Below are 15310 nucleotides of genomic sequence, written 5' to 3'. Positions count from 1 at the left end.
ATCCGATGAATAAAAACGACAACCGCTCCGTAAGCAAACTGCTGCCCGTCCTCTTCGGTTTCTTCGTGATGGGATTCTGCGACGTGGTGGGTATCTCGACCAGCTACGTGCAGAAAGATTTCGCACTCAACGAGACCCTCGCCGGATTCATTCCCTCGATGGTCTTCATCTGGTTCCTGCTGCTCTCGATCCCCGCGGCACTGGTCATGAACCGCATCGGGCGCAAGAAGATGGTGCAGGCGAGCAACCTCGTCACCGTCGCCGGCATGCTCATCCCCTTCATCGATTACAATCTGGTCACCTGCATGGCGGCCTTCGCCCTGCTGGGCATCGGCAACACGCTGCTGCAGGTGTCGCTCAACCCGCTGCTGACGAATGTCGTGCGCCCCGAGACGCTGACCAGTTCGCTCACGGCCGGACAGGTGGTCAAAGCCGTGTCGTCGTTCTGCGGACCGTTCATCGCCGCATTCGCCGCCGGAGAGCTGGGCGACTGGCAGTACCTCTTCCCGATCTATGCCGCCATCACGCTGCTGTCGGCCCTCTGGCTTCTCTGCACCCCGATCCGCGAGTCGCGCGAAACGCAGCCTGCTTCGTCGGTCGGAGCGGCCTTCTCGCTGCTGAAGGACCGCACGGTGCTGATCCTTTTCCTCGGCATCGTCTTCGTCGTGGGCGTCGATGTGGGCATGAATACGGTCGCACCCAAGCTGCTCATCGAGCGCAGCGGATACGCCGTCGAGCAGGCCGGAATCGGATCGAGCGTCTACTTTGTCTGCCGTACGGTCGGCGCACTGCTCGGTTCGCTCCTGCTCGTGCGCATGAGCGATGTCCGCTACTTCCGGATTCACATTTTCGCCGCCATCGCCGCCATGATCGCACTCTGGTTCACCCATGCAACGGCCGGCATGCTGGTGCTGGTCGGACTGATCGGCTTCGCCTGTTCGAGTATCTTCTCGGTGATCTATTCGGCGGCGCTCAAGAGCCATCCGGACAAGGCCAACGAGATCTCGGGGCTGATGATTACGGGTGTCTGCGGCGGTGCAGTGATCCCGCCGCTGATGGGCGCCTCGGCCGATTTCGCCGGCAGTCAGATCGGATCGCTCGTCGTCATCGGTTGCTGTATGGCCTACCTGGCCGTCTGCGCCCTCCTGCTGCGCCGTTTCGAGACGGGAAAATAAACGGACGCAACGTTCCCGGGCCGAGCAAGGGAGCGGCGGCGAACCTCGCAGGGTTTCGCCGCCGCTCTTTCGTGTCCGGACCGGGGAAGAATCACTCCACGCCCCATGCCCGGTTGGGTTCGGGGCCCATTTCCAGCTCCAGTTCTCCGCCGTCGAGCAGAGCGGCGGCCGGGAAGCGGAAACTCCGGAGCGGCTTACCGTCGAGCGCTGCACGCTGCACGTAGATGTTGCGGCGCGAAGCGTTTTTCGCTCGGATGGTGAAGGTCTCGCCGCGGCCGTAGCGTCCGCCGAGGTCGATCGTCACCTCTTCGAAAATCGGACTGGCGATCTCGAAGACCGGATCCACGCGGCAGCCTCCGTCGGTCTGGAAGAGTCCGAGCGAGGCCAAAACGGCCCAGGCGCTCATCTGTCCCTGATCCTCGTCGCCGAGGTAGGCGTTGGCGATGCCGCGACCGTAATAGCGGTCCAGGATCGAGCGGCTCCAGCGCTGCGTCAGCCACGGGGCGCCGGCGTAGTTGAACAGAAAGGCGAAGTGCATCGACTGTTGGTTGCCCTGCACGACGGGGTGGTCCCAATACTGATCGTTGGGAGCGTTGTAGCGCCACGCCTCGTCCTGCGCGAAGCCCCATTCCAGACGCTCGAGGAAGCGCTCGCGTCCGATTTTCCGCACCAAAGCCGGAATATCCTGCGGCACGAAAAAGGTAAGCTGCCAGGCGTTGCCCTCGACATAGTGGTGGTTGGCCCCGCTGCGGAAGGGGTCGAAGGGGGCAGCCCAGCGGCCCTCGCTGTCGCGCAGATGGCAGTAGCCGGCATCGCTGATGACGTTCCGCCACCAATAGCCGCGGTCGTTGAAGGTCCGCCACGTCTCGTCGTCGCCGAGGGCGCGGGCCAGTTGGCCGACCGTCCAGTCGTCGTAGGAGTACTCCATCGTGTTCGAGAAGCGGCCCTTGTCGCTCGGCACGTAGTGGTATTGCATGTAGGCCGCCAGATCGCGGTTGCCGGCAAAGCCGTTGAAAACCTTCCGTGCGGGCGTCGTCTGCATCTTCACGGCCGCCTCGAGGGCTTTCTGTCCGTCGAAGTCGCGGATGCCCATCTGCCAGGCCGAGACGATCAGCGGAATCTCGTGTTCGGCGACCATCACCGGGACGTAGTTCAGGCCCGCAGGGCCCTTGGCCAGCCATCCGTTGGCATCGTACATCGCCAGTTGCGAGCGCACCCAGCGGCCCGACCACTCGGGCGTCACGAGGTTCCAGAAGGGATTGAGGTTCCAGAAGGTGTTCCAGAAGGCATCGCATCCGAGCATCGCATCGTTTGCCGGATCGGCCACGCAGCGTACCCGGCCGTCGGTCGAGACCCACTCGCCATTGACGTCGCTCCACGTATTGCGACTGCAAAGCGCGCGGTACATGTTGTTGTAGAAACGCTGCTTTTCGAGGTAGTCGTCCGAGCGGACCCGAACGCGGGAGAAAAGATCGTTCCACGTCGCCCGCTGGTTGGCGCACACGGCCTCGAAGTTCCAGCCGAAGGGGACCGAAATCTCCGTGGATAGGTTCTCGGAGGCGTTCCCGACGCTCACGAGCGAGATGCCCGAGCGCACCTGAACGACGGAATCCTCCGCAGGATCGAAGACGGCGAAGAGTCCGGCCTCGCGGCACGGTCCGCACGACAGGCCGTCTGTCTGCTGTTGGAGTTCATCGTCGCACCAGCTGCCCAGCCGCTTGATCGGCCGGTCGAATTCGATGACGAAATGCAGCGTATAGTCCTGGTCGGCATCGTTGCTCCAGACTCCCCGCGAATATTGGCGGCACGAGCCCTCGATCCGCCGGTCGCCCGCCTGCCGGACCGAGACGTCGCGCAACTCGAAGTCGTATTCGGCCTGCGGGTGCAGTTCGATGAGGATACGGCCCTCGCCCCGGTCCGTCGGGAAGGTGAAACGGCTGAATCCGCAACGCGTCGTGGCGGTCACCTCGGCATGGATCCCGTAATCGGTCAGGTCGGCCGCATAGCAGCCGATTCCGGCTTGCTCCGTCCGTTTGTCGATGCGCGAGCGGTAGCCCTCGTCGGGGTTGCGCTCGTCTCCGACCCGGACCTTCAGCTCGCCGTTGGTCGCCATGAGACCCAGTCCGCCGAGCGTCCACTCGTGAATGTGGCTGAAACAGCCGATCGTCTCGAACGAAGGCTGGTAGCCGGCCTGCCAGCCTGCATTCTGGTTGTCGGGCGAGAGCTTGACCATGCCGAAAGGCATCCACGGTCCGGGAGCGATCATCCATCGCGAGTGGGCCGTACCGATGCGCGTATCGACGTAGTCGGCCAGGGTTTGCTCGGGTCGGGGAGCCCGTTCGATACATCCGGAGGCCACTTCGCGTCCGTCGCACAGCACCCGGTAGCAGCTCGTCCGGGCGCGGCGCACGGCAGGCATCGGCACCTCGAAGCGCGAACGGCCCGCCTCGACGCGTCGGTTGAAGAGTTCGCGGCCGTCTATCTCGACGCTCAGCGTCGGTGTCGCTCCGAGCCACTCGACATCGACCAGCAACGGCTGCACACGCTTGCCGTCATGGTCCGATTCATACGGAGCCGCCGCCACGTCGCGCACGAACAACCCTTCGGACTGCGTCGGACGTACGGACGATGGGCCCTCGAGCGCCACCCGGTCGAAGAGTATCCACGACCCTTCGAGCACGGTCACATGCACCGTGTTGCCGCCCTTGCGCAGCGTGCCGCGCCGGAGCGGCATCTCGAGCCGGCGCGGCGTCGCACGCTCGAAGCGTCCGGTCAGCGAAAGCGTATCGACAGTCGGCTCCTGCTGGCCGTAACGGCGGCCGGCAGCGGTCGGATCGTCGGGGTCGTTGAGTCGGAACCAGGCATCCTGTCCGTTTACGCTCACCTTGACCAGTGGCGGGAACCGCTTGGCGTAATCCGCCAGATCGACCGCCAGCAGGCAGTCGTCATCGGGCTGTTCGTCGAGGCCGAAAAGGATATTGACCTCGTGGGTGCGCCATCCCGACGTGGGCCAGGTTCCGCCCCACGTGTCGGCCGGCCCCGGCAGCACATAGGGAAAATCGGTCGAAGGATCGGAGTGCCCGACCAGATAGAATTTGTCCTCGTAGCCGAAGTCCCGGGCCAGGAAGTCCCGGAATCCGTCGGGCGCAAGGGCGAACCCGTCGGGACGGCCGTCCGGTTCGCCCACCGTCCAGATCGTCGCATCGGACGCCGCCGCAGTCCGTACGGCCAGGGCGCAGCTCAGGACGAACGCCGGCCGCATAAGGCTTTTCATCTTCATCGTATTGCAGTTTTCGGTTCGTGAGAGAATATAAATGTATAAACATTTATTATTAGTCGGGACAAAAATAACCGATATCTTCGAAATATCAAAATGCGAGGCACGGATTCCGTTCAGAAGATCCGGAATTTGTGCTGGATTCTTCATTCTATTGAGTGCCGAAGAGAAATGAATGACCGACGGCCGAACGGGTGGGAGAATCCGATACCGATCTGATAAAGCGGATGGGGCAAATTCAAATACTTGAAATACGATCCGGTTCGAAGCCTGTTGCCGCAGTGTGTCGCGGGACGGTTCCGATTCGGTTACGCTGGCGGCTGTCGCAGGCCGGCTCTCGGTGACCAGTTGTGCCGTAGTCGGAGGATACGGATAGCGGGGGAATGGCGAAATGCCTGTTCGGGAAGCAAATGTCGCCGCAGGCCGATATGCAGAGGGATATATACGAAAGAAGCGATCTTGCGATCGCTTTTGATTAGGCTGTCAGCCTTGTTTCGTGAACCCGCTGGGATCTAAAGTGAACCAGCCGGAATCACCCTGTGATCCGTCTGGGGTTTTCCTGAAAATGCCGCTTATATGCTGCTATAAGCGGCATTTTCGAGTGGTTAGTTCCTTTTGATTCGGCTTCAACTTACTGCTTGTTTCTAACGTAGGTCACAACGTGGTTATACAACTTTGTCGTGTTGTGTCGTACTCCCCTAATTTATTCAAAAAAACAGAATAATACTATAGTTCTTCCTTAAAAAATAATTGATAAAAATACATTCCTGTCGTTTCGTCATAACCTTTCTTGATGTATTGGTTGTTGCCGTGGATGTAAATGTGAAAATTTTTATCCAGCTTGATAATGCTTTTCAATACACGCGCTTGCTTTTTTACAGCCGTATCTGAAATTGTAAAACTATCTGCAATTTCTATATCTTGTTCCTTTTGATACTCATTTCTATATTTATTAAAACTATCGATTACTTCTGGCTGCCCAATTACTTCATTAGTGAACTCATCTATATTAAAGGTGTCTTTTTCTTTGAAAAAATTTAGAGTTCTATTTGTTAAGTCTGCTTGGTCAGCTTTGGATATTTCAAATTCTTGAGGGAGAGCTTTTGTTACAAAATTTTTCGTCATTGCTATGATATTCTGAGTATTATAATACTCGTCTTTACGTTGCCGAATATGCAGAAAATCATCTATCCAATAGTGTGCCTCTGCTCCTTTATTCGTATTATCGACAACAGCAACGACATAGCCGTTTTCTTTTTCTGTGTTGAAGATAAGACATCCTTTATCGAGTTTGTTGATATCAACACCCTGTTGACTCTCAATTTCAAAACCATCTTCGGATGGATATATTTTCAAAAATGTATCTTTATTTTCTGATTTGAACAAGCCAACAGCATCAACGGTCTCTCCATTGATAGTACACTCGTCAAAATAGACTACATAAAATTCTCCACCTTTGATCTTAGGATGGTTGCTGTGCTCGTAAAGATGTTTTGCGAGATTTACTGATTGTTCTCCTAACTTTTTAGGATTTTCGAATATCTTTGAAGCATAAGCATAAACCTCATTCAAGTTCAAATCTGCTTCATGATAAAAGACATTAAGATAATCCATTTTTAATGGTATAAGGAAAAATGTAAGTAATTTTTCCATTATCTTGTCACTTGGATTTAATTCTTTCGAAGAAAGTACAATTCCTTCTTCTGTGGCTCTATTGCCAACATAATGACAATATATGTTCTTAATTATTGCGTTCTGTATCATGATTTTGTGCTTTTTCTTCGATAGTTTGATTATCCCTATCTTCTATTCTTATTGTTAGATGTACTGCTTGGCCGAAGTTAAAAATGTTTATGACAGTGTAGTACAGTAGTAATATTGACATAGATGTAAGGAACACAAGAATAAATATTAAGAATAAATTGGTAACTACTCCTATATCATCGCTTACGGCATCTAATTGCATATTTACTAATATTTGTAATATGTATGCAAAGAATAACGTAACACATTGTATTATTAATGACGCGGCAAAAATGCTACTCAAGACTTGGAAAAAACTAAGATGGCTACCATTAGGGAGCGGTTTTGACATCTTTTTTAGTACCTCAATATTGCTTGCGCCTATTATCAATGCATATCCACCAATGCAAAACCCTAAAAAATTAGGGAATAGAGATAGTGCAACATCAGTTAGTTTGATTAAGGTATTGTAATATGTGGCATAGTCTCCAGTAATCCATATTGTGATACACAAAATTAAAGAAAAGATTAGGCTATATATAGTTGCATGAGATTTTAGCATCTTCTTTTTTGTGTATTTATTGAAGATGCCGATTCTGCTGAATGGATGCTGCCTTTTTATATCGTCATTTGTTTCCATTAAACTAACGCCTAAATAACTCTATTATACGAGTGACAACATTTAATCTGATGGCTGTTTCTTCACATCTAAAAAGTAACTCTTTAGGATGATCTTTGGTCACGACTATTTGCCTTCTGCCGTTCTCTACAATTGTTGCCCGAGCATAACCGTTACTTTGAGCAACTTTTAGTGCTCCTTTAACCAAAGTGGAATCCGTTTTAATATTACCGGTATGATTGGGGGTTGCTTCTAATTTAAGCCTTTTCATTTCACTTTCACGAATTTGTGCATCCATAAAAGCAAATGCTTCTTCGCCTGTATCGGCATTACTATAAGATATATCGATGAAAAGTTTTTTTATTGCTTCAGCATTGATTATTCTTTCAAATACATCTTCTGATTGTTCTATACATATTTCAAAATCTTCATCTTGGCCAATCACAGTCTTAACTGCATCCAATAGAAATTTGTAGACGAGACTGATACTGCCAATATTTTGATCGGAAGTTTGAAGTATAGCAAGCCTATGAGCGGCTGGTACAAATACATATTCAGCCTCTTTGAGATTTGGGAACCTCCCTTCTGGCAGTTCCACAGCTTCAACCTCCATGTTGTTCATATTCAGCCAATCATTGCCATCGATTACTGTGTATTTGGCAATTTTGCCGTATAGTATGTTGTAATTATTATCTCCGATTTTTACAATATCAGGGAACTGAGTTCTCAAGATCATATGAGTGTCTCCATATACAGAAATAGATACTTTGTGATTTTTAATTTGAGTAATAATGTCTGTATAAGCATTATCCCCGCTACGATTATTTGATAGCAACTTAATATTGATCATTTGGACTTTGTAGTTCCGTTCTGAGCTTCTTCGTCTTGCCATAATAGTATTTTACTTAAATAAATTAGGAGCTTTCTGTCACCTTTTAATTTCAAATATAGGGATTTTTTAGCAATAATGTGATTGAATACGAGACTATTCAAGGCAGAGAAATGTTTGGCATCTGTATGTTATAGAAATTCTGCGTCGAAATACAAAAATACAGCGACCGATGAAATTTGCAATTTTATCCGTAATATTCGTACCGTTGTTCTAATTTCGGCGCTGTAATTTTGCGGCAAATTACAGCATATGGAAACAGTAAAATTGAATAATGGCGTCGAGATGCCGATTTTGGGTTACGGTGTTTATCAGGTAGCTCCCGAAGAGTGCGAACGTTGTGTCGCGGATGCTATTGCTGTCGGTTATCGTTCGATCGATACAGCACAGGCTTATTTCAACGAAGAACAAGTAGGTAATGCCGTCCGTAAAAGCGGCGTGCCGCGTGAAGAGCTGTTCATCACGACCAAAGTATGGATCACCAATGCCGGGGAAGAACGTGCTGCTGCATCTATCGATGAATCGTTGCGTAAGTTGCAGACCGATTATGTTGATCTGCTGCTGATCCATCAGCCCTTCGGCGATTATTACGGAACATGGCGGGCGATGGAATGGGCTTATCGAGCCGGAAAAGTACGGGCCATCGGAGTGTCGAACTTCTATCCAGACCGTTTTATTGACCTTGCGGAACATGTGGCAATAAAGCCTGCCGTCAATCAGGTCGAGACCCATGTGTTCAACCAACAAATCAAAGCGCAGAAGCTTATGCGCCGTTACGGTACGCAACTGATGTCATGGGGGCCGTTTGCAGAGGGCCGCAATAATTTTTTCACGAACGAAACCCTGCTCACGATCGGTCACAAATACGGGAAGACCGCCGCGCAGGCAGCCCTGCGTTACCTGATTCAACGCAATGTGGTCGTCATTCCGAAATCGACCCATATCGAACGCATGAAGGCAAATATAGAGGTGTTCGATTTTCATCTCTCGGATGACGATATGTCCGTCATCGCTACGCTGGACCGGGAAGAGAGCCTCTTCTTTTCCCATTACGATCCGGAACTGGTCGATTTCCTGCTGCACTACAAACTGGATTGAAAATTCAGCATACGATGAAAGAGCAAAGAAGTATCGCCGAATGGGGAAGACGGACGTTGTCGTTTGTCTTTTCCTTATTTGTGTTGGGTATAGGCGTAGCCCTCACTATCCGGGCTAATTTAGGCTCTTCGCCGATTACTTGTCCGCCTTACGTGTTGAGTATGATTCCAGCATCGCCTCTTACCGTCGGTGGTTGGATTTTTTGTATGCAGTTCTTTTTCGTACTGTTACAATGGCTGCTGCTCCGCAAGGACTTTCAGAAAATACAAATACTGCAACTCGGCGTATGCCTGCTGTTCGGTTTTTTCTCGGATTTGGGTATGTGGCTAACCGAATCGTTGCAATGGAGCGATACGCTGTTGGGGTACTCCGCACGGTGGGTTCAGTTGGCGGTGGCCGGTGCGATACTGGGCATAGGCGTGGTTTGGGAGGTACGCAGCGACATACTGTTGATTCCCGGCGAGGGACTGCCCATTACCATCTCAAGGGTTTTTCATATCGACTTCGGTAAAGTGAAAATCGCTTTCGATGTATTCCTTGTTGCCGTCGCTGCCATATGCTGCTATATCGTGTTCGGCCGTTGGCGTTGGGACCTGGTCGGCGCAGGTACGCTATTTTCCATGTTTTATGTAGGAATCGTCGTCAGATGCGTCTCCCCACACATGCACTGGTTAGACTGTTGGCTGACGGGCGAAAGGATCACCGGAAAATCTGCTGTCCCTGATGGAAATACGTCTTTGGTCATTACCATTTCCCGCCAGTACGGAAGCGGCGGGCATGAAATCGGCGAAAGACTTGCAGAGACACTCGGAATCCCTCTCTACGACAAGAATATCATCGACAAGACAGCCGAAGAGTTGGGCTTTTCGCCGAAAGTCGTTATGGAACGGGAACAATCCACGACCCCGATCCAGCTGCTCGAAATGGTTTTCGCGGAAGGCGGCGGTGTTCTCCCCGACATGGAACTTTCCGAAGACGATGCCATATTCGTTACCGAGAGCCGTATTATCCGTGATTCGGCGGCAAAAGGTTCCTGTATCATTATCGGAAGATGCGCCGATTTCGTATTGCGTAATCGGGCCGAGTGTTTCCGCGTGTTCGTCCGGGCCGATATGGAGCAGGCACGGAAAAGGGTTGTGGAAGAGTACGGTATTGCGCCTGAAGATGCCGAAGCGGAGATCGAAAAGATCAATAAGGAACGTTCCAACCACTACTGGCGGTATACGGGACGGAAGTGGGCTGACGCAGACAACTACGATCTGGTGCTGAACAGTTCCAAAACGGGGATAGACGGGGCTGTCGGGATGATCCGGGATGCCGTCCGCCGATGATCAGATCGGTGTCCGGTATTCATGCGGAGTGCGGCCGGTCATTCTCTTGAACCAGTTGGTAAAATGCGAGGATGAAGAGAATCCCAGTTCTTCGGCGATACGACTGACCGATTTCGAGCGGTCCGCGAGCCGCTCTTTTGCTGCATCCAGCGTTTTGCAGTGAATATGCTTCAAGGCCGATATTCCGGTCTCCTTGCGGACAAGATCGCTCAAATAATTCGTCGAGAGACACAACTGGTCGGCGCAGTACTGCACATTCGGCAATCCTTGTTCCATAGGTGCGGAAGACAGGAAATAGTCGTCGAGCAATTTTTCCAACCGGGCGAGAATATCGTGGTTCGCTTCCGTACGGGTCTGGAACTGACGGTCGTAGAACCGGACACAGTAATCGAGGGTCAGTTTGATGTAATCTATGATAAGCTCCTTGCTCTGTTCATCGAAATGCAGCAACTCGTCCCGAATCCGCATCAGGCATTCCACGAAAACCACCCGTTCTCGTTCCGTCAAGTGCAAAGCCTCACGAGTATCGTATGAGAAATAGGAGTATCGCTTTATGATTTGTTCAAGCGATGTTCCTCGTAGGAAATCAGGGTGAAACATCAACACATAACCTTTTACTTGTCGTAACTGTCCGTCCTCTTCCGCCCCGGCCACCTGCCCCGGAGCGATGAACACGAGCGTCCCTTCTTCGTAGTCGTACTCGCTGCGACCGTAATACAAGGCGGTATGCCTGTTCCCCTTCAGATAAACGGCATAATAACCGAACAGGCGGCGGGGAATGGTATAACGGATCGGCGGCAGTTCGGAAAAGTCCACGACACCGACAAGCGGATGCTGCGTCCGCGCCCCGATCATGTCGCAATAGCGCTGAATATCGTTTACCTCTACCGTTTCACTCATAATCTGCAACTTCGTGCAAAGTTAATCATTCGGTTTCAACCTGCTATGATAACGAATGGTTTTCTTGAACCGACCGATGAAAATTGCAATTCTTTCCGTGGTATTCGCAACGCTCCGGGATGCGAAGTCCCGTAATTTTGCACCCGTTCAAGAAATCGGACGAGCATGAAGACAAAGAAAAAACTGATACTGACAATTATTCTATTGAGCTACTTCATTACGGCCATCGACGGTTCGATTGTAATCACGGGGGTGACGAAAATCGCCGCTGATCTGCGCCTGTCGCCCTCTTTGCTTTCATGGGTGCAGAACGCCTATGTGTTGGCTTGGGGAGGTTTTATGCTACTGGGCGGACGATTGAGCGACACGTTCGGTCGTAAACGGATTCTGAACCTTTCGCTCATGTTGTTCGGTATCGGTTCCCTGTTGGCAGGTATTGCATGGACGGCAGCTGTAATGATCGCCGCACGCTTCATTCAAGGCGTCGGTTCGGCTATATTGGCCCCGACTTCGCTGGCTTTGATCATGGATTATTTCGAGGGGGCGGAACGGGTCAAGGCCGTTGCGTGGTACAGTTCCATTTCGGGATTGGGCCTTTGTTTCGGTCTTGTCTTCGGCGGGGCGATTACGAGTTTTCTTTCGTGGCGCGACGGTTTTCTGGTCAATATCCCGTTCATCGTTTTCATGTTGGTCGTTTCCGCCAGAGTGTTGCAGCGGGGCGAAACGAAAAAAGAGCCGTTCGATATATGGGGCACGTTGCTGTCGGTTATCGGAATTTTCGCTTTCGTCTATGCCATCAACGGAGCACGGAACGTATGGCTATGGTCGTGTGCCGCTCTGTCGGCATTGGCCGCCTTTGTCCGGGTCGAAGCGAGAACGGCCGTACCGATCATGCCGTTGCGGTTGTTCCGCAGCGCGACACGTTGGAGGGCATATGCGGCAAGAGCCATGTTCGTCGGTGCGATGATGGGGTTCAATTTCACGATTTCGGAATACATGCAGGAGGTATATGGCTTTACACCGTTGCTGGCAGGTGTCGGCTTCCTGCCTATGACGGTATTTACGTTTCTTACCGCGATCGAGGTCCCGCGTTTGGTCGGCAAACACGGGAATAGACACGTATTGGCAGTCGGATTGATGTGCATGCTCATCGGTTTTGCATGGCTGTCCCTGCTCAATGCCGGAAGTCCCTATCTTACAGGGATTGCCCTGCCCATGATCGTGCTCGGCATCGGGAATGGACTGACATTGAGTCCACTCACGAATTTGGGTATCGAGCATGTAGAACCGAACGATGCGGGAGCGGCTTCTGGACTGGTGAACGCCGCCCATCAGATAGGCGGGGCGATCGGCCTATCCGTAATGGTCGCGGCAGGAGCGGACGCTTCAGATATGGCGGCGCGATGCCGTATCGGGATGATTATCGCAACAATCTTTATCGTAACGGCATTTGTCGTGACTTTCGTCCGATTATATCAGAGAAAACAGGTCGGGAAATAGAGCCGGACGAATCTCGTAATGAGAAGCTGGCTTATCGTCCAAATTCTGCACCTATCTGAAAAATAATGTCAGTTGGCGGTTCTGTATTCATTCGGCGTGCATCCCGCCATCTTCTTGAACCAGCGGCTGAAATGCTGCGGGTAGGGAAATCCCAATTCATAAGATATTTCGCTGATGGATTTCGAAGTGTCGAACACCCGTTCTTTCGCCACGTCGAGCATCTTCTGCTGGATGTGTTTCAGGGCGGACATTCCGGTCTCTTTTTTCACGAGATCGCTGAAATAGTTGGCTGAAAGGCAAAGCGCATCGGCGCAGTATTGCACCGAGGGCATCCCGTATTTGGCAGCCGTACCCGATACGAAATAGTCGTCCAGCAGGTTCTCGAAGCGGGTCAGAATATCGTGGTTGGCATTCTCTCGGGTGATGAACTGACGGTCGTAGAAACGGATACAGTAGTCGAGCAGCAGTTTGACATTATCCACGATGAGCGACCGGCTGTGTTTGTCGATCGGGTATTGTAATTCAGCCTGTATCTTCTCCATACATTCCGTAATCGTCCGACGTTCGTGTTCCGACAGGTGCAGGGCTTCGTTGGCATTGTATGAGAAGTAGGTATAATCTTTCATCATGCTTGCCAACGGAGTTCCCCGTAACAGTTCAGGGTGGAATACCAATGCCCAGCCTGCGGGCTGATGAAGCTTGCCGTCATCGTCGGCTCCCATCACTTGTCCCGGGGCGGCAAAGAGGACGGTTCCCTTTTCATAGTCGTATATACTCCTTCCGTAACTCATGGTTCCACAGTCGGTATCTTTCAGCAGAACCGCATACAGATTGTACAGCCTGCGTCCATGGTGGATCGGCGGCATCTTGTCGCAATCCACTATGCTTATCAGCGGATGTAGCGCCGCGATGCCGAAAAGGTCGCAATAGTGCTGTACGGTGTCGAGTTTCGTTATCTTATTCATAAGTTGTCATTTAACGAACACAAAATTAATTATTTCCAGCAAAAGTAAACGATTTCGATCGCATTATATGTATCAGAATCATCTGATGTATGACCAATTTTACAGACACGAAGCCGCCCCGTTCGCCAACCGATGAAATTGGTCTTTCTACCCGTAAAATTGATACCGGGCAACTCTTTCATGCCCATTACTTTTGCAACAAAGAAATTCAATAAAAAAGAAACTATGAGAAAGTTATTTGCAGCCTTTGTCTGTATGGTACTCTGTGCGGGTGTCGTGCAGGCCCAAAACAATGAAAGTATGTTAAATCTGAAAGAAAGACAGATCGCCGCTATCAGCGGCAGTGCGGCAAAAGGAGATAAACAGGGACTTACTACGGCACTGACAGCCGGACTGGACGCCGGACTGACCGTAAATGAAATCAAGGAAGTACTTGTACAACTTTATGCTTATTGCGGTTTTCCCTGCAGCATGGGTGCACTGAATACTTTTATGAGCGTTCTGCAAGAGCGCGAGGCACAGGGTATCCATGATGCCGAAGGCGCATTGCCGACCTCGCAAGAGGCAGGCAGAGGCGTAGAATACGGGGCGGCCAACCAGCGCAAACTGTTCGGGCGTGACGCGCAGGGTGCGGCCCTTTCGTTTGCCCCGGCTCTCGACCAATACCTCAAAGCGCATCTTTTCGGGGATATATTCGGACGTGACAACCTTGATTGGAAGATCAGGGAACTTGCGACCATTGCTATGCTCGCTGCGATGGAGGGCACGGAAAACGAACTGAAAGTCCATATCGCTCACGGGAAATACAACGGGTTGACCGATGCACAGGTCAATGAAATCGTTACGCTTGTCCGTGCTGCCGAATGGATGCCGGAGCCGTCTAAAACCTTTCAAGCGGACCTGGCGATAACTGTCCGCAAGGTCTTCTACAAAAACCGTTATGATATTACGCTTTGCGCCGATGTGTATCTTCCGAAAGATATGGATTCCACACGTCAATATGCCGCCCTTATCGTCGGTCATCCGTTCGGAGCGGTCAAAGAACAGTGCAGCGGACTCTATGCGCAGGAGATGGCGAAACGGGGGTTCGTGGCGCTGGCTTTCGATGCGTCCTATCAGGGAGAGAGCGGCGGCACGCCTCGCCATACGGTATCGCCCGATGTCTTGGTTGAAGATTTCAGTGCCTCGGTGGATTGGCTGGGCATACAGCCGTTTGTCGATCGGGAACGTATCGGTGTAATCGGTATTTGCGGAAGCGGCGGCTTCTCGGTCTGCGCCGCTTCGATAGACCCGCGTATCCGTGCATTGGCTACGGTCAGTATGTATGATATGGGACGTGCCACCCGTAATGGTCTGGGCGACGCCATGACCGATGAACAGCGAAAAGCCATGTTTGCAGAGGTTGCAGCCCAGCGTTGGCGCGAGGCGGAGGGTGCGGAGTCCCGTATCCGTTTCGGCACGCCCGAACAGCTTCCGGAAAATGCCAATGCCGTACAGAAAGAATTTTTCGGCTATTACCGCAATTCCGAACGTGGACAGCATCCCCGCTACCAAGGCACGCGCTATACGAGTATGGCGGCATTGACCAATTTCTATCCGTTTGCTCAAATTAAGGAAATATCGCCTCGACCTCTGCTGTTTGTAGCAGGAGAGAATGCGCACTCGCGCTATTTCAGCGAAGATGCCTACAAGCAGGCAAACGAGCCGAAAGAATTGTATATCGTTCCCGACGCCAACCACGTAGACTTGTATGACCAACGGGACAAGATTCCGTTTGATAAACTCGTGGAGTTCTTCACGAAGAACCTATAAA

At 51.7% G+C, this 15310-nt stretch carries 11 protein-coding genes; 5 read left to right on the top strand and 6 right to left on the bottom strand.

Annotation, left to right across the window (positions count from 1 at the left end; all coding sequences use genetic code 11):
• The first annotated feature begins 5 nt into the window (after positions 1–5).
• On the top strand, positions 6–1175 hold the full coding sequence (locus tag KB554_RS01585) for an MFS transporter (RefSeq protein ID WP_141429634.1): 1170 nt from the start codon (positions 6–8) through the stop codon (positions 1173–1175).
• Between the two features lie 91 nt (positions 1176–1266).
• Here KB554_RS01585 and KB554_RS01580 read toward each other — a convergent pair whose 3' ends face one another.
• The 4 genes from KB554_RS01580 to KB554_RS01565 form a co-directional block, all read right to left on the bottom strand.
• Positions 1267–4455 (bottom strand): GH92 family glycosyl hydrolase, encoded by a 3189-nt coding sequence (locus tag KB554_RS01580; RefSeq protein ID WP_242116222.1) that lies wholly within the window; start codon positions 4453–4455, stop codon positions 1267–1269.
• Between the two features lie 723 nt (positions 4456–5178).
• Entirely contained in the window at positions 5179–6216 is a 1038-nt protein-coding gene (locus tag KB554_RS01575; protein ID WP_211034774.1) for a nucleoid-associated protein, read from the bottom strand.
• Positions 6194–6835: a hypothetical protein gene (locus KB554_RS01570; RefSeq protein ID WP_211034773.1), complete on the bottom strand. Its 642-nt coding sequence runs from the start codon at positions 6833–6835 to the stop codon at positions 6194–6196. The genes KB554_RS01575 and KB554_RS01570 overlap by 23 nt, the downstream gene beginning before the upstream one ends.
• A gap of 4 nt (positions 6836–6839) precedes the next feature.
• A complete protein-coding gene (locus KB554_RS01565) occupies positions 6840–7706 on the bottom strand; it encodes a DUF4747 family protein (RefSeq protein ID WP_211034772.1) in 867 nt (288 codons plus the stop codon).
• Positions 7707–7955: 249 nt separating this feature from the next.
• Here KB554_RS01565 and KB554_RS01560 point away from each other — a divergent pair, with 249 nt between their 5' ends.
• A complete protein-coding gene (locus KB554_RS01560; RefSeq protein ID WP_211034771.1) occupies positions 7956–8801 on the top strand; it encodes an aldo/keto reductase in 846 nt (281 codons plus the stop codon).
• A gap of 14 nt (positions 8802–8815) precedes the next feature.
• A complete protein-coding gene (locus tag KB554_RS01555; protein ID WP_211034770.1) occupies positions 8816–10132 on the top strand; it encodes a cytidylate kinase family protein in 1317 nt (438 codons plus the stop codon).
• Here the strand turns inward: KB554_RS01555 and KB554_RS01550 are convergent, their stop codons facing one another.
• The gene (locus tag KB554_RS01550; RefSeq protein WP_211034769.1) at positions 10133–11032 is read right to left on the bottom strand and encodes a helix-turn-helix domain-containing protein; all 900 of its coding nucleotides are present in this window, start codon (positions 11030–11032) and stop codon (positions 10133–10135) included.
• Between the two features lie 165 nt (positions 11033–11197).
• Between KB554_RS01550 and KB554_RS01545 the strand changes: the two genes are divergently transcribed.
• The gene (locus KB554_RS01545; RefSeq protein WP_211034768.1) at positions 11198–12532 is read left to right on the top strand and encodes an MFS transporter; all 1335 of its coding nucleotides are present in this window, start codon (positions 11198–11200) and stop codon (positions 12530–12532) included.
• A 68-nt stretch (positions 12533–12600) separates the two neighbouring features.
• Here KB554_RS01545 and KB554_RS01540 read toward each other — a convergent pair whose 3' ends face one another.
• Complete coding sequence (locus KB554_RS01540; RefSeq protein WP_211034767.1) at positions 12601–13497, bottom strand: helix-turn-helix domain-containing protein; 897 nt, start codon at positions 13495–13497, stop codon at positions 12601–12603.
• 255 nt (positions 13498–13752) lie between these two features.
• On the opposite strand from KB554_RS01540, the gene KB554_RS01535 reads away from it, so the two are divergent.
• Positions 13753–15309: a carboxymuconolactone decarboxylase family protein gene (locus tag KB554_RS01535; RefSeq protein ID WP_339328764.1), complete on the top strand. Its 1557-nt coding sequence runs from the start codon at positions 13753–13755 to the stop codon at positions 15307–15309.
• Position 15310: the final 1 nt, after the last annotated feature.

The sequence above is a fragment of the Alistipes sp. Marseille-P2263 genome, from assembly GCF_018101075.1.
Classification (GTDB): Bacteria; Bacteroidota; Bacteroidia; order Bacteroidales; family Rikenellaceae; genus Alistipes; species Alistipes dispar.
Note: the sequence above shows the minus strand (reverse complement) of the source record. Positions and strands in the feature narration are given on the sequence as shown.

Coding starts and splice junctions, on each gene's coding strand:
- KB554_RS01550 (WP_211034769.1), bottom strand. CDS start 11,032: ATGAGTGAAACGGTAGAGGTAAACGATATTCAGCGCTATTGCGACATG.
- KB554_RS01585 (WP_141429634.1), top strand. CDS start 6: ATGAATAAAAACGACAACCGCTCCGTAAGCAAACTGCTGCCCGTCCTC.
- KB554_RS01535 (WP_339328764.1), top strand. CDS start 13,753: ATGGTACTCTGTGCGGGTGTCGTGCAGGCCCAAAACAATGAAAGTATG.
- KB554_RS01555 (WP_211034770.1), top strand. CDS start 8,816: ATGAAAGAGCAAAGAAGTATCGCCGAATGGGGAAGACGGACGTTGTCG.
- KB554_RS01545 (WP_211034768.1), top strand. CDS start 11,198: ATGAAGACAAAGAAAAAACTGATACTGACAATTATTCTATTGAGCTAC.
- KB554_RS01540 (WP_211034767.1), bottom strand. CDS start 13,497: ATGAATAAGATAACGAAACTCGACACCGTACAGCACTATTGCGACCTT.
- KB554_RS01580 (WP_242116222.1), bottom strand. CDS start 4,455: ATGAAGATGAAAAGCCTTATGCGGCCGGCGTTCGTCCTGAGCTGCGCC.
- KB554_RS01575 (WP_211034774.1), bottom strand. CDS start 6,216: ATGATACAGAACGCAATAATTAAGAACATATATTGTCATTATGTTGGC.
- KB554_RS01570 (WP_211034773.1), bottom strand. CDS start 6,835: ATGGAAACAAATGACGATATAAAAAGGCAGCATCCATTCAGCAGAATC.
- KB554_RS01560 (WP_211034771.1), top strand. CDS start 7,956: ATGGAAACAGTAAAATTGAATAATGGCGTCGAGATGCCGATTTTGGGT.
- KB554_RS01565 (WP_211034772.1), bottom strand. CDS start 7,706: ATGGCAAGACGAAGAAGCTCAGAACGGAACTACAAAGTCCAAATGATC.